Origin of the sequence: Branchiibius cervicis (assembly GCF_042661605.1) — a bacterium.
Classification (GTDB): domain Bacteria; phylum Actinomycetota; class Actinomycetes; order Actinomycetales; family Dermatophilaceae; genus Branchiibius; species Branchiibius cervicis.
Window position 1 is genome coordinate 125,012 of record NZ_JBHSWJ010000002.1, and the last position, 17,273, is coordinate 142,284.

Consider the following 17,273-nt stretch of genomic DNA (forward strand, 5'->3'; position numbering starts at 1 on the left):
GGGTCTCAGCCCTTGGCGGCAGCCTTCAGCTTGCTGCCGGCGGTGATCTTGGCCGCGTGCGACGCCGGGATCTTGATCTCGGCGCCGGTCTGCGGGTTGCGGCCGGTACGAGCGGAACGCTCGACCCGCTCGATGGTCAGCAGACCCGGCAGCTGGATCTTCTCGCCGCGGCCGATCGCCTCGAGGATGACGTCGTTCAGGCCGGCGATCACAGCAGTGGCGTCCTTGACGGAGACGCCGGTGCGCTGAGCAATCGTGCTCGCGAGGTCAGTGCGGTTCATGGATGGTCCTGTCTCTTATCGGGTGCGCCCGTGGCCGGGCACCTGACGACGGGCCACAGGGTCGCGACTCTGCGGTCCTGACGACAGTCCACCATATATCGGCGGAATTTCGCGGATTTCGGGCGGTAGGGGGCTTGATCAGCGGGCGCTGTCAGCCGCCTCGGTGACCTCGTGCGGTGCGTCCTCGCCCGGTGCGTCGTACGACGACCCGTCGGCGTACGTGCCTCGCACCAGCGGTGTCTCGTCGGCCAGGTCGCCCTGCAGCACGGGTCCGCTCGGCTTGTTGGTGGTTGCGGCCGAAAACCCTGCTGCTAGAGCAGATTTCGCCGCATCGGCGGCTCCGCGCACGGCCGCCTGGCCGGCGGCGGCGGCGACCTCGGGACCCTTCTGCTTGATCTGGTTCGTGGCCTTCCCGACCTGGCCCTGCACGGCGTCGCTGCGCCACGCCCGGCCGGCCGTCGTTCTGAGTTGTTCGTAACGCTGCCGTCCGGCGCGGGCGCCGAGAACGTACCCGATGGCGGCACCGGTGAGCAGTGTCAGCTTGTTCATGGTGGTCCTCTGCGAAGGCGTCAGGTCCGTCCCAGTATCCCCGATCGACCGGAAGCCCAGCCCCCGTAGGATGGCCCAGTTGCCTCATAGAGGCGGCAAGGAGGGCTCGCATAGTGGCCTAGTGCGGCGGTCTTGAAAACCGCTATGGGTTTACGCCCATCGTGGGTTCGAATCCCACGCCCTCCGCCGAGCGAAGCGAGGCCCGCGGCGCCCTCATGAGGGAGGAGGGCTCGCGAGGTACGAGCGAGACGGACGGTTCCCACGCCCTCCGCCGAGCGAAGTACGCGGACGTGGCGGCCCCTCTTCCGGAGTGTGCACGACATCGGACACTTTCCGACATCCGGGCGTCAATTACGGAACGCTCCGTATCATTAAAGCGCAGCCGGTTCCGACCAGCGGCGCGTGCGGCGTGGTCGGCGGATCTGGCCCATCGAATCGATCAAGGAGAGCTGACATGGGGTTTCTGGATGACGCCAAGCAAAAGGCCGAGCAGCTTCTGAAAGCGGGTCAGGAGAAGTTCTCAGAGGCCGTCGATGCCACGGAAGGCTTCGCTGACGACAAGACCGGCGGTAAATTCTCCGACGTGAAGCAGAAGGTCAGCGAGTTCGTCGAGGAGAGCAAGGACAAGCTCGGCGACCTGGTCGGGGAGGGCAAGGATAAGGTCGACGAGGTCATTGATGAGGGCGCCGACAAACTGCCCAGCTGAGTGAGCCCCTCGCGGGATGACAAACACCATGGAGGGTGCCTGATGAGCACATCACCGGTTGCCAAGGACCAAAGGTCCAGTTTCATCAACGCTCGTACGATCGCCGCTGCGGTCATCGTGGTCCTGGCGCTGATCTTCATCTTTTCCAACACGGCGTCGGCGACGTTGCGCTTCCTCGGCCTGCACTGGTCGATGCCGGGCTGGGTCTGGTTCATCGTGTTGTTCGCAGCGGGTGTGATTGCCGGATCCCTCTGGCCCTGGCTCACTCTCAAGCGGCGCATGGGCTGGGGCTGAGTCCGCGGTGATCCGATGGCGTTGACGGCAACGCCCGGAGCGATCGCCCGGTATGCAGCGGGCATTCTGCTGTGCCTCGCACCGCTGTTCATCGTGTTCCTCAGCCCGGCGGGCGGCGATGCCACCCTCGTCTACGTCGGTGTGCTGCCGACGTTCGTGTCACTGATCAGCGGGTCACTGGTCGCTCTGGGCGTCGCCTTCGCGACTTCTGCGGTGGTTTTCGTCGGTCTGTTGGTCAGCCCGCACGCCGCGCTGGCCGCCGGGCTCATGGCGGTCCTGGGTCTGGTGGTTGCGTGGTCCTTTCGCCACGGCTGGGAGGTACCCGCGACCTATGTCGCAACCCAGGCGGCCCTTGCGGCGATCGCGGCACCACACGTGACGATGCTGCAGGACCACCCGGCGAACACCGTCCCGGCGGCTGCTGCTGCAGCAGGATTCGTGCTCTTCGGGGGCTCTGGGTCGCGATCACCGGGCACTTCCTACTCGGCGATCTGGCGCAACCGCACCCGCCACTGACCACCCACCTGGTGACCTTCGGAGTCGTGCTTGCCCTCCTGCTGGCGATCGAGACGTACGCCGCGATTGCGTGGATCCCGGGGACCAACGTGTGGTGGGTCGTGCTCACGACGCTGGTCGTGCTGTCACCGGACCAGAAACACTCGATGAGCCGTTCGGTGGAACGGGCTGGGGGTACTGTCCTCGGCGCGATCGTCGCGACCGCGGTCATCTCGCTACTGGGAAGGGGTACCACGCTGACCCTGGTCGGAGTCGTCGCGGCGCTCCTGACGGCCATGGCCTACGTAACCGCCCGCTACTGGATCTTCGCCGCTCTGCTCACGTTCGCGCTGGTGGTGTTGACCGTGCCGGCCGACCGCGTCGTACACAGCAGTGCCGATCGCATCGGCTACACACTGATCGCTGCGGCAGTGGCACTCGTCGTCTCCGCTGCGTTGAAACGACTCATCGTCCGCTACCCACACCTGCCCTGATCCACCACCTACCCAGGAGTCCACGATGGCCGCCCTGACCGACGCCGAACTCGCCGACGTCTATCGAGATCTGCACCTGAACCCGGAGCTGTCCTTCCAGGAGCAGCGGACCGCCGCAATCGCGGCCGAGCATCTGACCGAAGCCGGTTTCGAGGTCACGACCGGCATCGGGGGTACCGGAGTGGTGGGCATCCTGCGCCGGGGTGCCGGGGCGACCGTCCTGCTGCGCGCCGACATGGACGCCCTCCCGGTGGCCGAAGAGACCGGGTTGCCCTACGCCAGCACCAGGACGGCCACTGCCGCCAACGGCGACACGGTGCCGGTCATGCACGCCTGTGGGCACGACGTACACACCACCTGTCTGATCGGTGCGGTCCGGGCGCTCGCGGCGGATGACTCGTGGAGTGGCACGCTCATCGCGGTCTTCCAGCCAGCGGAGGAGCTCGGCGCCGGGGCCGGGGCGATGGTCAAGGACGGGTTGTTCGACATCGTCCCGAAGCCGGACGTCGTGCTCGGTCAGCACGTGGCCCCCGCACCGGCGGGCTTCCTGGGTGTCCAGGACGGTGCCTCCTTCGCGGCCCCCGATGCCATCCTGATCACTCTCTTCGGGGCCGGCGGCCACGGATCACGACCCGAGACCACCATCGATCCGGTCCTGATGGCCGCTGCCCTGACCCTCCGGCTGCAGGGCATTGTCTCCCGCGAGGTGGCCGGCACCGAGATGGCCGTGTTGTCGGTGGTGTCCATCAACAGCGGCGGCGCCACCTTCAACGTGATCCCCGACACCGCTCAACTGCGCCTCACGTTGCGCACGTATGACCGGGGAGTGCGCGACCGCATTGTCGCCGCCATCGAGCGGATCACCAAGGCAGAGGCAATGGCGAGCGGTGCGACCAAAGAGCCGACCGTCGAGTACGTCGAGTCCTTCCCCGCCGCGGTCAACGACCATGCCGCAGCGGCTCAGGTCCGTGAAGCATTCGCGCGCGACCTGCCGGAGGTGATCCAGGCGCAGCCGGGTTCGGTCACCGGTAGCGAGGACGTCAGCGTCCTGGCGGAGGCGGCGGGAGCGCCGTTGGCGTTCTGGATCCTCGGTGGCGCCGACCCCGCGCTGTTCAAGAGCGCCACCTCCATCGCGGAGCTGCAGCGCATCGTGGGGGAGTTGCCCTCGAACCACTCACCCTTCTTCGCGCCGGTCATCACTCCCACACTTCAGATCGGCGTCGCTGCCCTGCTGTCCGCAGCCAAGGCGTGGTTGAAAGCCTGAGCCTCACTCCGGGGAGTCGACGAACTCCTTGCTCTTGGCGATCGCGAAGCCCTTCATCTGGGCGAAGGTCGGCTTGGGCGGCACCGAGATCTCGTCCGGATTGGTGAGTACGTCGAGCAGTACCGGACCGTCGTGCGCCAGGGCTTCCGCGACGGCGGAATCCACGTCCTTTGCCTCTGTCACCCGGATCCCCTTGAGTCCCAGTGCGTTGGCGACAGCGGCGAAGTCGGGATTGTGCAGCACCGTGCCGAACTCGGGCAATCCGACCTGCTCCATCTCCAGCTTCACCATCCCCAGCCGGCCGTTGTCGAAGAGCACCACCTTGATCGGCAGGTCGTGGGTGACCGCGGTCATCAGGTCGCCGAGCAACATCGACAGACCGCCGTCGCCGCTGAAGGAGATCACCTGCCGTACGCGGTCCAGGGCCTGCGCGCCGAGGGCCTGCGGCATGGCGTTGGCCATCGAGCCCAGGTTGTAGGAACCGATCAGCCGCCGCGATTCGCCGAAGCGCACGAACCGTGACAGCCACACCGTCGACATCCCCGTGTCGGAGGTGAAGATTGCGTCGTCGGTGGCGTGCCGGTCCACGGCAGCGGCCAGCAACTCCGGCCGGATCCGTTCGTCGGGATTGTCGACCTTGCGGCGCAACAGCCCGAATCCCTTGCGCTCGTAAGCCGGATCGGTGAAGTGCTCCTGGCCGTCCCGCCACTTCTGATAGAGCGTCCGAGCGTGATCCAGGTGGCCCGTGTCCGTCTTCGGCTCCAGTCCGGACAGCAGCGCCTTGATCCCCAGGGCAGCGTCGCCGACGATCGGGTGGGTCACCGGGGTCCGCCGCCCGATGTGCGCGCCCCGCACGTCCAACTGCACGACCGTCTTCCCCTCGGGCAGGAATTCGGTGTAGGGGAAGTCCGTGCCGACCATCACCAATGCATCGCACGACGAGAAAGCGAGAGCCGTGGCGGGATTGCCGATCAGCCCGGATTGGCCGATCTCGTAGGGGTTGTCGTGCTCCAGGCCTTCCTTGCCCTTGAGGCTCAGCACCATGGGCGCGTTCAACCGTCCCGCCAGCTCCAACACCTCATCGCGCGCCCCCCGAGCGCCCATGCCCACCAGCATCGTCACTTTCGCGGCCGCGTTGATGGCTTCTGCGGCGGCCGTGACGGCCGCCGCTTGGGGAACGAGGGTCGGTGCGCTCGACACGAACTGCGGCACCGGTGTGTCCTTGTCGACCTCCAGACCGCCGACGTCACCGGGCAGCGTCAACACCGCCACGCCTCGTTGCGACAGAGCGGCGTTCACCGCCTGCTCGATCAGATAGGGCACCTGCTCGGGCCCGACCAGCGTCTGGCAGAACACCGAGACGTCGGCGAACAGTTTGTCGTTGTCGACCTCCTGGAAGAAGTCCGTGCCCATTGATTCCCGCGGCACCTGACCACAGATCGCCAGGACGGGGGTGTGGGACTTCTTCGCGTCGTACAAGCCATTGAGCAGGTGAATAGCTCCCGGCCCTACCGTCCCCATGCACACGGCCAGGTCGTCGGTCAGTTGGGACTGGGCGCTGGCAGCGAACGCTGCTGCCTCTTCGTGACGTACGCCGAGCCATTCCATCCGCTCTTCCCGGCGGATCGCGTCGGTCACCGGGTTGAGGGCGTCACCGACCACCCCCAGACCTGACGTACGCCGTGGTCGGCCAGTGCGGTGATGATCAGGTCGGCGATGGTGGTCACGAGATCTCCTGGGAGCGTGCGGATTTCACGGGGCGAAGCGGTCCGGGTCCGCTGCGGCCCAGTCCTTCGCCCAGTCTTGCGGTGGCTCGTCCAGCAACTCACCCGATCGGAGGCCCTGCACGATCTCCGCGTAGGACTCGATGGTGCCGTGGTTGATCCGGCGGCGCAGCATGTGCGGTTGCAGATCCTCGAAGGAGTGCAAACCCATCGACGCCACGATCTGCATCGCCTGGTTGACGGTGCCCTGCTGGTAGTCGGTGACGCGCTGGGCCTTGCTCGGCACGTCGAGGGCGCGTTGCCGTCGCGGATCCTGGGTCGCGACACCCACGGGGCAGGTGTTCTTGTCGCATTCCTGGGCCTGGATGCAGCCCACGGCCATCATCATGGCGCGCGCCGCGTTGAGGTAGTCGGCGCCCTGGATCAGGCGCTTGACGACATCGACCCCCGTGGAGACCTTCCCGGAGGCGCCGATCTTGATCCGGTCGCGCAGCCCGACGCCGATCAGCGCGTTGTGGATCGTCATCAGACCTTCGGTCAGCGGCATCCCCACGTGGTCCGAATACTCCACGGGCGCCGCGCCCGTCCGCCTTCGGCGCCGTCGACGGTGATGAAGTCGGGGTAGATCCGCTCCTCGAGCATCGCTTTGCAGATGGCCAGGAAGTCGGTGCGCGAGCCGAGACACAGCTTGAAGCCGGTCGGCTTGCCGCCGGCCAGCTCCCGCATGTGCCCGATGAAGCGCACCAGCTCCCGCGGTGTGCTGAACACCTGGTGGTAGGCGGGCGACACGACCGTCTGGCCCTGCGGTACGTCGCGGGTCTGGGCGATCTCCTTAGTCACCTTCGCCCCCGGTAGGACACCGCCGATGCCGGGTTTGGCGCCCTGCGAGAGCTTCAGATGCACCATTTTGACCTGATCGTCGGCCGCCTTCTTGGCGAACTCCTGCTCATCGAAACCGCCGTCTTTGGTGCGGCAGCCGAAGTAGCCCGAGCCGACCTCCCACACCAGGTCGCCGCCGCCACGGCGGTGGTAGGGACTGATCGCGCCCTCGCCGGTGTCATGGGCGAAGCCGCCGGCCTGCGCTCCGCGGTTCAGCGCTTCGATCGCGTGCGCGGACAGGGCGCCGAAGCTCATCGCGCTGACGTTGAGCAGCGCCATGTCGTAGGGCTGGGTGCAATCCGGGCCGCCGATCCGTACCCGCGGCGGGCGCTCCATGGTCTTGACCGGTGCCGTGGAGTGCACCAGGTACTCGTACCCCACTTCGTACAGATCCCGCTCGGTGCCGAACGGGTGCTCGCCCTTGATCCCCTTGGCGCGCTGGTAGATCGTCGTGCGGGTGTTGCGGTCGTAGGGCCGGCCGTCGAAGTTGCGCTCGATGAAGTACTGCTGCATCTCCGGACGGATCGCCTCCATCAGGAAACGCAGGTGGCCGAAGACCGGGTAGTTGCGCAGAACGGCGTGCTTTTTCTGGGTGACGTCGTAGATGGCGACCGCCAGGAAGCACACCACGATCGCCACCAGCAGCCACCATGCCCATCCGCCGATCGCCGCGACGGTGGCACTGACGATGCCGAGGAAGGCGAGGACGACCAGGACGTAGAAACGCAGCACGCGCCATACCTACCACTCGGGGCTGATGGTTCACCCCCGCGCGGCCGAACGAAGCATCACCGGTGCGCAGGCCAGGATGGTCAGCGCCACCAGCGCCGCGAAGACCACCAGCACGGTCGGGATCGACCACCACGTCGCGACCACCCCGACCGCGATGACCGGCAGGGTGATCCCGACGTACGCCGCGAGGAAGAGTCCCGCCAGCGTCCCACCCCGTGCGTCGGGCTGGCTGAAACGCACTGCGGTGGCGACGGACGCCTGGAAGATGAGGCCGACGCCCGCACCGGCGACCACTCCTGCGACCACGAACAGCGGCAGGGTGCGCACGATGGCAGCAAGCGCGACCAGGGCCAACCCGATGACGATCGAGCAGACGCCGGTGATCAGCCGCCGACGCTGGTCGAGGCCGCCGAGCAGGACTTGCACCAGGGCGGATGCGCCGAGCACGCCGAAGACGATGGCGCCGGTGACCAGGGGAGCGCCGTACCCGAGGACACGCCCGACGAACGTTCCGGTCAGGGACGTGAAGAAACCCAGCACGGAGAAGGCCGCACCCGCCGCCAGCGCTGCTGCGCGGAACGGCGCCCGGCCCTCGGGCAGCAGGGCCACCTGCTGCGGGCGGTACGCCGGACGATTCTGCGCGGGAACGGGATTCACGGTTTCGGGGGTTGCCCACAGGGCCACGACGGTCAGTACTGCCAGGGCCAGGAACACGACGTACGGGATGATCATCGGGTCCGGCAGGAGGGTGACCAGCAGGCCGCCGATCAGCGGGCCGAGGGCCAGGCCCCCGGTGTTGACCACGGTCGCCACGGTCGATGCGAAGGCGGGCGAGCGGTCGGGGCGGTGAGCCGCGGCGAGCTCCCCCAACGCCGCTGTTGCCGTCGGGGTCAGGACGCCGATCGCCAGCCCGGAGATGAGCCGGGCGATCAGTAGCGCGGGGGTGTCCTGCGAGATGACGAAAATTGCCGCACTGATCATGGTCAGACCGATCGCCACGGCCAGCATTCGGCGCCGACCGTGCACGTCGCTGAGGTGCCCGGCGAAATACAGACCGATCATCACCCCGATGCCGTACGCGGCGAAGATCAGCGTGATCACGAACGTCGGGAAGCCGTCGCGCTCCTGGTAATAGCGGTAGATCGGCGTCGGAACGGTCGTGAAGGCCATCAGGGTCATGAAGGTCGCGGCCAGCAGCCAGAAGCCGCGCCCGTGGGCCGATCGGCCGGCGTCGGCGGAGACCTCGGTCACCGGAAGGGAAGTCGTCATACGTCAAGGGTCGCGATACGCCACTGATCGTGTCCAACGGACAATCTTGATCACAGTAATCGTAATCATCGATCATGAGGTCATGGATACCCGGCACTTGGAGTTCTTCGTCGCGGTCGCGGAGGAACTGAATTTCACCCGAGCGGCGGCGCGCGTCCAGGCCGCACAGTCCACCGTGTCGGCCGGTATCGCTGCGCTGGAGCGGCAACTGGGCGGTGCGCTGTTCGAGCGGTCGACCCGCACGGTCACGTTGACCGCCCTGGGCGAGCAGTCCCTGCCGATCGCGCGGGAGGTGATGCACGGCGTACGTCGATTGGGCGAGCAGGGAGCGCAGACGAAAGCGGGCGTGCGGGGCCGGCTGCGATTCGGGGTGATCACGAATCTGGCCTGGCTGCAACTACCTTCGGCGATCGCCCGGTTCCAACAGGAGAACCCGCTGGTTGACGTGCAGATGTCGGTGTCGCCACGCGGATCGACCGGTCTGGCGGCGGATCTGCGGCGGGGCCGGCTGGACATGACGCTGGTCGGGCTGCGCCGGGAGTTACTGTCCGGACTGGACGTGGTGCGCCTGACCAGGCAGCCGTACGTCGCGGTGCTGCCGGCCGCGCACCGGCTGGCGGATCGCCGGGAACTCGGGGTGGGCGATCTGATGGCTGAGCCATTCATCGACCTGCCCCGCGGCTTCGGGACGCGCGATCAACTGGACGCGATGGTGCAGACCGCGGGCGGGCAGCGGCGGGTTGCGGTGGAGGTACCCGATCTTGGTGCAGTGCCCGACTACGTGCGGGCCGGCCTCGGGGTGGCGGTGGTCCCGGTCCCGGTCGCCGACGTGGCGGGCCTGGTCACCATCCCGGTGCGCGGCGTGCCGCCGTGGGAGCTGCTGCTGGTCATGCGGCCGGGTCAACCCTCGCCCGCGGTACGGGTTTTCGCCGACCTTCTGCGGGCGTGGACGCGGCGGCGCAGCGGGTCGATCAACGAGTTCACCGGGAATTCACCGACGTCGCAAGGGTAGGACTGCGGAGGGTTCGTGCTAAGTTCAATGCAGTTGCAGTTGCAGTTCCTCGCACGACGAAGAGGTGCCCGCCGATGCGGGCATTTTTGCGTCAGGGCCACATTTCGGTGTGCTGTCCGCGGGGGTGGTGGGTGCGGCTCGGTGTTTCGCACAAGGTGGAGCACCGGAATCAACGCTTCACAGAAGAGAGTTACCCCGCATGGCACAGGGAACCGTCAAGTGGTTCAACGCTGAAAAGGGCTTCGGCTTCATCGCCCAGGATGGCGGCGGCCCGGACGTTTTCGTCCACTACACCGCAATCCAGACCCAGGGTTACCGGTCGTTGGACGAGGCACAGCGCGTCGAGTTCGAGATCACCCAGGGCGACAAGGGTCCGCAGGCGACCAACGTCGTCGCCGTCTGACCGCAGACTTCATGAACGGCCGCTAGGTCGTTTCAGCAGAAGGCCCCGGCAACCTCACGGTTGCCGGGGCCTTCTGTGTGCGGTCGGGTCAGCAGCTGTCCACCGTGTCCGAGATGGCCGTGCTGGAGGTGCTGGACCCCGGAGTCGTCGTGGTCGTCGTCGAGGGTGCCGACGACGGGCTCGATGAGGGCGATGTGGCTGCGGTCGGGGTGGGTGCCTTGGCGTCGTGCGGTTTGGCGATGCCCTCGGAGATCAACTTGCGCACGTGGTCGAAGTCGACCTGCGCGTTGTTCTTGGTCGTGATGTTGACCGTGCGAACGTTGCCCTTCTTCATCGTCTCCACCAGCTGGGCGAACGCCGGAAGGTCGTCCTGCGGCATGTCCAGCGAGATGTTGTTCTTGGCGACGTTCATGATGTCGACGAAGTGGGTCAGGAAGGTGAGCGGGCTGGCCTGCCCGATCAACGCGTTGACCATGCAGCGCTGACGACGGGTGCGGTCGTCGTCGCCGCTCTCGACGCGGCTGCGGGAGTACCACAGGGCCTGGTAGCCGTCGAGCTTGTGATAGCCCTCGGGGATCCGGCCGGTGATGCTGCCGGGGATGATGTAGCCGCTCGAGGTCAGCTTGCCGCCGATGGCGATGCCGCCCTTGGGCACGTTGATCCAGACACCGCCCATCGCGTCGACCAGCTGCTGGAATCCGGCGAGGTTGACCACGACGCTGTAATCGATCGGCAGTCCGGTGATCGCACCCACGACCTGCTTGGTGGTCGTCCAGCCGGGGTGAGTCTCGGAGGCGGGGAAGAGATTGCGGTGGTTGTACTCCGCCTCGACCCACACCGCATCCATCAGGCAGGCGTGCTGCGGACAGCGGAACCCGTCGGGATAGATCGTGTGCAGCGGGTTGTCCTCCGGGAACGGCACGCCCTCGAAGTTGCGGGGGATGCTGATCAGCGTGGTGTCACCGGTCCGGGTGTCGATGCTGGCCACCATCAGGGAGTCGGTGCGGACCGCCCAGCGATCCGCGCCTGCATCGGACCCGATCAACAGCATGTTCACCCGCGGGGTGTCCGCCCACGGGTCGTCACCGGTCGTCGGGCCGTGCGCGGTGGGATTCTTGTAATCGGTGAAGATCGTGTTGAACGTGTCCTGGGTGACCAGCACGTAGCGCGTCGCCGCCGTGGCGGGTGCGGCCACGAGCAGAGCGTGTCCAATGGTCTGTGTAAGGAGTCGGTCCTGAGAAAGGACCGTTATGAGCGACACGATGTCGTCTGTGACCAATGAAACTGTTGAGGCTGAAGTGAACGATGCCCCGTCCGTGAAGGGTGAGAGCCGGTTGGCTGCCCGGCGCGCGATCCGGGCTGCGTCCCCGGCGCGGGCCGCGGTCAGCGAGCTGGCCGAGTCCGGGGCGTTGGACGGGCTATTCGCCAAGATCGATGACGGGCAGCTGGAACTGACCGGGGATGGCGGGTTCGTCACCGAGCTGATCAAGGCCAGCCTGGAACGGGGTCTGGCCGTGGAGTTGACCGATCACCTCGGCTACGCCAAGGGCGACCCGGACGCCGACCAGTTCCCCAACTCCCGCAACGGCTCGAGCCCCAAGACGCTCGCGACGCAGGCCGGGGATGTGGATCTGGCGGTGCCACGGGACCGGGACGGGACGTTCACCCCGCGGCTGGTGCCCAAGGGCTCGCGGCGCTTGGGCGGGTTGGATGACATGATCATCAGCCTGTACGCCGGCGGGATGACGGTCCGCGATATCGCCGACCACCTCGAAGCCACGCTGGGCACGCAACTGTCCCACGAGACGATCAGCAACATCACCGACGCCGTGACCGAGGAAGTCCTGGCCTGGCAGGCGCGCCCGTTGGACGCGTTGTACCCGGTGATCTACCTGGACGCGATCGTGGTCAAGGTCCGCGACGGCGGGCACGTGATCAACAAGGCCGCGCACATCGCGGTCGGGGTCGACATGGACGGCATCAAGCACGTCTTGGGGATCTGGCTGCAGCAAACCGAAGGCGCGAAGTTCTGGGCCGGGGTCTGCGCGGACCTGGCCAACCGCGGCGTGCGCGACGTGCTGATCGTGTGCTGCGACGGGCTGACCGGCCTGCCCGATGCGATCGAAGCGACCTGGCCGGCCGCGACCGTGCAAACCTGCGTGGTGCACCTGATCCGGGCCGCGATGCGGTTCGTGGGCTACCAGGACCGCAAGAAGGTCGCCGCTGCACTGCGACCGGTGTACACCGCGGTCGATGAGAAGACCAGCAGAGCGGCGCTGGATGACTTCGCTGACTCCGAGTGGGGCATCAAATACCCACACGCGTGGAAGACGTGGTACGCCGCGTGGGACCGGTTCATCCCGTTCCTGGGGTTCCCACCCGAACTACGCAGGGTGATCTACACGACCAACAGCATCGAGTCGTTGAACTTCCAGTTGCGCAAGGTCACCAAGAACCGTGGCCACTTCCCCTCCGACGACGCCGTCATCAAGCTGCTGTGGCTAGCGATCTGCAACATCGAAGACAAACGAGCCCGCGAACGCGCCAAAGAGAAAGGACGACCCGCAGCCACACGCAAAGCCCCCGGGCGCCTCGTCGAAGGACAAGTCGTCACCAACTGGAAACAAGCCCTCGCACAACTCGCGGTCTTCTACCCCGACCGCATCAACCCCCACCTGTAAACCCCAAAACACCAACAACGAGAAACCGATTCCTTACACAGAAAACTTGACAAGCTCCACGAGCAAGCACATCACGAAGGCAAAACCGCGCTGCAGCCACTTCGTCTGCTGCGGCCACCGCAGATCCATCGTCTCGCGAGCCGTGAGGACGATGCCGGCCAACCACAACAAGCCGCCGATGATGAACATGAAGAGCAGGAACCACAGACCTTTTCCGGTTCCCAGGCGACCCGCGCCTTGGACGAAACCGCCCTTGAGCAGCATGAAACCCAGGACGACGGCTGCGACCAGGAACATCCCGAGCAGAATGACGCCGACTTTGCGAGCCTTGGTGAAAATCAGGCCGAGCCCGGGGATCACGGTGCTCATCGCGATCAAGGTCAGCGCTCGGCGTACGTCATAGGAGCGCACGGTGCGCGCGGCGTGCCGGCTCGGGGGCGGGTCGTCCGACGCCGGCCCCGGCCGCGGGGGCGGCGTGCGACTACTCGCTGCACCCTGCCCCGGCAGCCGGTGCGCCGTGGCCCCGCCGCTCCCCCCAGTGGTGCCAGGATTGTCTGGCATCGAAAAGTCTCGCTTTCAAACGGTGTGCATCAGCAATTGTCACTTATGCAACGTCCGATCATTGCATCCATCGCTGAGCATGACATGCAATCGAGCGATATACGGGTCCGACGGGGCTGCCACAGGAAATGCCCAGCTTCGTCGCGAGCGCCCGTCGCCGAGCGCAGTTTGGAGCGGAGTGCTGTGGCCGGTAGCCTTGCGGTCGCTCACCTGCTGCGGCGGTGTGAGCGACTCGGCCCCTGGCCGGGTGGGGAGGCGTCGCCTAGTCTGGTCTATGGCGCCCGCCTGCTAAGCGGGTTTGGGGCTAAACCCCCATCGAGGGTTCAAATCCCTCCGCCTCCGCCAACGAAAATGTCCGGTGCTCCGCGCGCAAGCGAGGGGTGCCGGACATTTCGTTGCCTACTCGTACCCGCTGCGCACGTGGGTCGAGTGGCCCTGTGTTGTTGCGGTGGCGCGGAGCTAGGGCGGTTGCCTGGGTCGAGTGGCCCTGTTTTGCCGGGGTCGACCCGCCTCACCTCACCGGGAAGTGTTCCTGCCAGGCCAAACGGCAAACCCGGGCCTTTGAACCGGCGGCCGCGAGCGCTTGCACAACACGGTCGAGGACCTGCCCCGGTCGACGCCACAGGTCGGTCGCGACGATCGTGATGACCTGCCATCCGTGCGCCATCAACCACTCACGCCGCAGCCGGTCCTTCTGGCGTTGCTCGGCGGAGTCGAAGTGATGGTCACCGTCGTACTCGATGGCGACCTTGAGTGCCGGGTACGCCAGATCGAGCCGCCACTTTTCGCGACCGTGCTCGTCCAGGATCCGGTAGTTGCATTCGGGTTCGGGCAGCCCGGCGAAGACCAGGAGCAGGCGCGTCCGGGTTTCTTTGGCCGATTCGACCCGCGCGCGAACCAAACCCGCCGCAGTCCGTGCTCGGATCGCATGCCTCCCGCTGCCGTCCGCGGCCGCGGCGACCAGCCCCTCGCACGACACGTGCTTTCTTCGGACCAGGGAATCGCCGAGTACCACCAGGTCGACGAGTTCGAGATCCTCGGCCAACTCCGTGAAGGTGCAGGCCGCGGGAGTGACCGGCCGGTGATTGTGAAGGACCCACGGGGTGTCCTGACGGCGGTGAATCGTGGTGCCGGCCGGGCGCCAGCGCGAGCCCGCCGGCCCGTTGAAGTGAACTGTCCCGCTGTGCGGCACGATCGCGTCCAGCAAAGTCGCTGCGGTGTGGCGTGATACGACTGCTCGGGTCGGAGCCCGATGCAGAAACGCGTCGACCCGGAGTTCGAAGGTCACCTTCACGTGCGGATCGACGAAGACATCGCGAGTTATCCGTTGGTAAGCCCCACCCGGTCGAAGCTGTGCCGCCGGCACCCGCGCGCCAACAGTTGGTTACGGGTGCTGAATGTCGTGCGCATGTCGCCAGTGTTGACGGTTCCCGGGTCGCGGGTCGTGGAATATCCACAGGGGGTGGGCGTCCGGCGTCCGGGTCGAGTGGCCCTGTGTTGTTGCGGTGGTGCGGGGGTAGGGCGGTTGCGTGGGTCGAGTGGCCCTGTGTTGTTGCGGTGGTGCGGGGGTAGGGCGGTTGCGTGGGTCGAGTGGCCCTGTGTTGTTCCGGTGGTGCGGGGGTAGGGCGGTTGCGTGGGTCGAGTGGCCCTGTCGTGGCGCCTTTAGCGCCGTTCGGGTGGTGCGGCCGATCGACGTACGGCGAGAGGCTGGCTGCCAACCCCACGAAGGGAAGGTGCCCTCATGCCAGCCAAGAAGCGCGACCCCGGACCGTCCGTGAAGGATCCGGAGCTCTACGAAACGCTGCGCGAGGAGGGCAACTCCAAGCAGAAGTCCGCCCGGATCGCCAACGCAGCCGCGAAGTCGTCGCGGTCTGCCGTCGGCAGGAAGGGCGGCAAATCCCCCGGCTACGAAGAGTGGACCAAAGCCGATCTGGTGAAGCGGGCCCGCGAGTTGCAGATCCCGGGACGCTCAACGATGACCAAGGACGAACTCATCGAGGCCATGCGAGACGACTAGCAGAACTTGCCGGTCTTGGATTTTCCACCGGTGACGGGCGTGACCTGCAGGCGGCACGGGTCGATGGCGTTCTCGGTGAGCACAGACTCAACCGTGGCCTTCTGCGCAGCGGTCAGCGCCGGGGCACGGGAAATCACGAACGCGCTCGAGCGAGCGGGGTCGGTCACGACGGCCCAGTCGTAGGCGGCGCCGAGGCCGATGACCTGGTAGTTGGTGCCGGTATAGATCTGCTGACCGAAGAGCTTCAGGAACGAGACGGCGAGCTCGGAAGTGGCCGGTGCGTTCTGCACCTTGGCCTTGCCGGTCACAACACTGCTGGATCCCCAGTAGGTGGTGCAGGCGTTGCGTACGCCGACCGTCCCGTCCGGGTTGGCGGTATAGGTGGCGGTCGAATCCTTGGCGCACTGCAGGGAGAACCACTGCGGGATGGCGGCGACTTGGTACCACGACCCGAGGTAGCGGGTGAGGTCGACGGAGGCCACGGGCTTGGTCGGCGCCGTGGTGGCGGACGCCGTCGCGGTGCTCCCCGCCAGAGCGGCGGCGGTGACGAGGGTGGCCGCGGCTGCGATGCGTAGGAGTCTCATGGCCAGAACCTACGCATGCGAAGGTCGGTTGCCAACCGCCCGAAGTGACCGAGGTCACTTCGTCGTACTCCGGCCGTAACACGGTGGCAACGTCATCGCACATTCCCCGAAGCACGCCGCCCATAGCGTCGACACGAGGCGGATCGGCACGGACGGAGCGCGATATGAAAGCGATCATCATCGGTGCGGGGATGGGCGGACTGAGTGCGGCGATCGCGCTGAAGCAGGCCGGCTTCGAGACCGAGGTTTACGAGCAGGTCACCGAGAACAAACCGGTCGGTGCCGCCATCTCCGTATGGTCCAACGGGGTCAAGTGCATGAACTACCTCGGCCTGCACGAGCAGATGGTCAAACTCGGCGGGGTGATGGACTCCATGGCGTACGTCGATGGCCTGACCGGCGAGGGCATGTGCCAGTTCTCGTTGGCGCCGCTGATCGAGCAGGTGGGGCAACGGCCGTTCCCGGTCGCGCGTGCGGAACTGCAGTTGATGCTGATGCAGGAGTACGGCATCGACGAGATCCACTTCGGCATGCGGATGGTCGACATCGCGGATGACGGCTCGCAGGTGACGGCCACCTTCGCCGACGGTTCGACGGCGACCGGCGATCTGCTGATCGGTGCCGATGGGGCCAAGTCGATGACCCGCGACTACGTCCTGGGTGCTCCCACGCAGCGCCGGTACGCCGGATACGTCAACTGGAACGGATTGGTCCCGGTCAACACCGACTTCGGACCGGCGGACCAGTGGACGACGTATGTCGGTGAGGGCAAACGGGTTTCGGTCATGCCGGTATCCGAGGGCCGGTTCTACTTCTTCTTCGATGTGCCGTTGCCGGCAGGCCTGGACTACGACCGGGCGAGTGCCAAGGAGGTCCTCGCCGAGCACTTCGGGCATTGGGCGCCGGGCGTCCAATCGTTGATCTCGACGCTCGACCCGATGACCACCAACCGGGTCGAGATCTTCGACGTCGAGCCGTTCCACACCTGGACCAAAGGCCGGGTCACACTGGTCGGCGATGCCGGGCACAACACGACTCCGGACATCGGCCAGGGCGGCTGCTCGGCGATGGAGGACGCCATCGCACTGTCCATTGCATTGCGGGTCAACACTCTTGGCGTCGAGGATGCGCTCAAACGATACGAGAAGAAGCGCACCGAACGCGCCGGTGACCTGGTGTTGCGCGCGCGCAAGCGGTGCGATGTGACGCACGCGAAGGACCCGGCCGCTACGCAAGCGTGGTACGACGAACTGCGCTGTGAGGACGGCACCGGCATCGTCCGGGGCATCGTGAGCAACATCGAGGGCAACCCGCTGGACTGATCCCCG

18 protein-coding genes, 2 tRNA genes and 1 pseudogene are annotated in these 17,273 nt (G+C 66.5%); 12 read left to right on the forward strand and 9 right to left on the reverse strand.

The window, feature by feature from the left end:
• Positions 1-5 precede the first annotated feature (5 nt).
• Together ACFQBT_RS00865 and ACFQBT_RS00870 are read right to left on the reverse strand one after the other, a co-directional pair.
• Positions 6-281, reverse strand: a complete 276-nt coding sequence (locus ACFQBT_RS00865) for an HU family DNA-binding protein (RefSeq protein ID WP_377819945.1) — start codon at positions 279-281, stop codon at positions 6-8.
• Positions 282-419: 138 nt separating this feature from the next.
• Positions 420-830 carry a YtxH domain-containing protein gene (locus ACFQBT_RS00870; RefSeq protein WP_377819946.1) on the reverse strand — a complete coding sequence of 137 codons (411 nt, stop codon included), beginning with the start codon at positions 828-830 and terminating at the stop codon, positions 420-422.
• A gap of 99 nt (positions 831-929) precedes the next feature.
• Here ACFQBT_RS00870 and ACFQBT_RS00875 point away from each other — a divergent pair.
• The 6 genes from ACFQBT_RS00875 to ACFQBT_RS00900 all read left to right on the forward strand — a co-directional run bounded on the left by ACFQBT_RS00875 (position 930) and on the right by ACFQBT_RS00900 (position 4,083).
• A tRNA-Ser gene (locus ACFQBT_RS00875) sits at positions 930-1,016 on the forward strand.
• A 268-nt stretch (positions 1,017-1,284) separates the two neighbouring features.
• Positions 1,285-1,536 (forward strand): Rv0909 family putative TA system antitoxin, encoded by a 252-nt coding sequence (locus ACFQBT_RS00880; RefSeq protein WP_377819947.1) that lies wholly within the window; start codon positions 1,285-1,287, stop codon positions 1,534-1,536.
• A 42-nt stretch (positions 1,537-1,578) separates the two neighbouring features.
• On the forward strand, positions 1,579-1,830 hold the full coding sequence (locus ACFQBT_RS00885) for a LapA family protein (RefSeq protein ID WP_377819948.1): 252 nt from the start codon (positions 1,579-1,581) through the stop codon (positions 1,828-1,830).
• 15 nt (positions 1,831-1,845) lie between these two features.
• Positions 1,846-2,346, forward strand: coding sequence for a hypothetical protein (locus tag ACFQBT_RS00890; protein ID WP_377819949.1), 501 nt, complete (start codon positions 1,846-1,848; stop codon positions 2,344-2,346).
• A gap of 11 nt (positions 2,347-2,357) precedes the next feature.
• Positions 2,358-2,819 (forward strand): FUSC family protein, encoded by a 462-nt coding sequence (locus ACFQBT_RS00895; protein WP_377819950.1) that lies wholly within the window; start codon positions 2,358-2,360, stop codon positions 2,817-2,819.
• A gap of 25 nt (positions 2,820-2,844) precedes the next feature.
• A complete protein-coding gene (locus ACFQBT_RS00900; RefSeq protein WP_377819951.1) occupies positions 2,845-4,083 on the forward strand; it encodes an amidohydrolase in 1,239 nt (412 codons plus the stop codon).
• 3 nt (positions 4,084-4,086) lie between these two features.
• On the opposite strand, the gene ACFQBT_RS00905 is transcribed toward ACFQBT_RS00900, so the two are convergent.
• The 3 genes and pseudogenes from ACFQBT_RS00905 to ACFQBT_RS00915 all read right to left on the reverse strand — a co-directional run bounded on the left by ACFQBT_RS00905 (position 4,087) and on the right by ACFQBT_RS00915 (position 8,687).
• Complete coding sequence (locus ACFQBT_RS00905; RefSeq protein WP_377819952.1) at positions 4,087-5,745, reverse strand: thiamine pyrophosphate-dependent enzyme; 1,659 nt, start codon at positions 5,743-5,745, stop codon at positions 4,087-4,089.
• A gap of 90 nt (positions 5,746-5,835) precedes the next feature.
• Positions 5,836-7,220 (reverse strand): annotated as a pseudogene (locus ACFQBT_RS00910) (FMN-binding glutamate synthase family protein).
• A gap of 228 nt (positions 7,221-7,448) precedes the next feature.
• The gene (locus ACFQBT_RS00915) at positions 7,449-8,687 is read right to left on the reverse strand and encodes an MFS transporter (RefSeq protein WP_377819953.1); all 1,239 of its coding nucleotides are present in this window, start codon (positions 8,685-8,687) and stop codon (positions 7,449-7,451) included.
• A gap of 82 nt (positions 8,688-8,769) precedes the next feature.
• On the opposite strand from ACFQBT_RS00915, the gene ACFQBT_RS00920 reads away from it, so the two are divergent.
• Positions 8,770-9,699 (forward strand): LysR family transcriptional regulator, encoded by a 930-nt coding sequence (locus ACFQBT_RS00920; RefSeq protein WP_377819954.1) that lies wholly within the window; start codon positions 8,770-8,772, stop codon positions 9,697-9,699.
• A 199-nt stretch (positions 9,700-9,898) separates the two neighbouring features.
• Positions 9,899-10,102, forward strand: a complete 204-nt coding sequence (locus ACFQBT_RS00925; RefSeq protein ID WP_109687934.1) for a cold-shock protein — start codon at positions 9,899-9,901, stop codon at positions 10,100-10,102.
• 88 nt (positions 10,103-10,190) lie between these two features.
• Here ACFQBT_RS00925 and ACFQBT_RS00930 read toward each other — a convergent pair whose 3' ends face one another.
• Positions 10,191-11,297, reverse strand: coding sequence for an LCP family protein (locus tag ACFQBT_RS00930; protein WP_377819955.1), 1,107 nt, complete (start codon positions 11,295-11,297; stop codon positions 10,191-10,193).
• A 157-nt stretch (positions 11,298-11,454) separates the two neighbouring features.
• Between ACFQBT_RS00930 and ACFQBT_RS00935 the strand changes: the two genes are divergently transcribed.
• The gene (locus tag ACFQBT_RS00935; RefSeq protein WP_245934222.1) at positions 11,455-12,783 is read left to right on the forward strand and encodes an IS256 family transposase; all 1,329 of its coding nucleotides are present in this window, start codon (positions 11,455-11,457) and stop codon (positions 12,781-12,783) included.
• 33 nt (positions 12,784-12,816) lie between these two features.
• Here ACFQBT_RS00935 and ACFQBT_RS00940 read toward each other — a convergent pair whose 3' ends face one another.
• Positions 12,817-13,344, reverse strand: coding sequence for a hypothetical protein (locus ACFQBT_RS00940; RefSeq protein WP_377819956.1), 528 nt, complete (start codon positions 13,342-13,344; stop codon positions 12,817-12,819).
• Between the two features lie 251 nt (positions 13,345-13,595).
• Between ACFQBT_RS00940 and ACFQBT_RS00945 the strand changes: the two genes are divergently transcribed.
• Positions 13,596-13,689: transfer RNA gene (locus ACFQBT_RS00945), tRNA-Ser, on the forward strand.
• A gap of 166 nt (positions 13,690-13,855) precedes the next feature.
• Here the strand turns inward: ACFQBT_RS00945 and ACFQBT_RS00950 are convergent.
• On the reverse strand, positions 13,856-14,632 hold the full coding sequence (locus tag ACFQBT_RS00950; protein ID WP_377819957.1) for an endonuclease domain-containing protein: 777 nt from the start codon (positions 14,630-14,632) through the stop codon (positions 13,856-13,858).
• Between the two features lie 453 nt (positions 14,633-15,085).
• Here ACFQBT_RS00950 and ACFQBT_RS00955 point away from each other — a divergent pair, with 453 nt between their 5' ends.
• Positions 15,086-15,361, forward strand: a complete 276-nt coding sequence (locus ACFQBT_RS00955; protein ID WP_377819958.1) for a DUF7218 family protein — start codon at positions 15,086-15,088, stop codon at positions 15,359-15,361.
• On the opposite strand, the gene ACFQBT_RS00960 is transcribed toward ACFQBT_RS00955, so the two are convergent.
• Positions 15,358-15,945 carry a lipocalin family protein gene (locus tag ACFQBT_RS00960; RefSeq protein WP_377819959.1) on the reverse strand — a complete coding sequence of 196 codons (588 nt, stop codon included), beginning with the start codon at positions 15,943-15,945 and terminating at the stop codon, positions 15,358-15,360. The two genes, ACFQBT_RS00955 and ACFQBT_RS00960, sit on opposite strands and share 4 nt — an antisense overlap.
• Before the next feature lie 164 nt (positions 15,946-16,109).
• On the opposite strand from ACFQBT_RS00960, the gene hpxO reads away from it, so the two are divergent.
• Positions 16,110-17,267 carry an FAD-dependent urate hydroxylase HpxO gene (gene hpxO, locus ACFQBT_RS00965; RefSeq protein ID WP_377819960.1) on the forward strand — a complete coding sequence of 386 codons (1,158 nt, stop codon included), beginning with the start codon at positions 16,110-16,112 and terminating at the stop codon, positions 17,265-17,267.
• Positions 17,268-17,273: the final 6 nt, after the last annotated feature.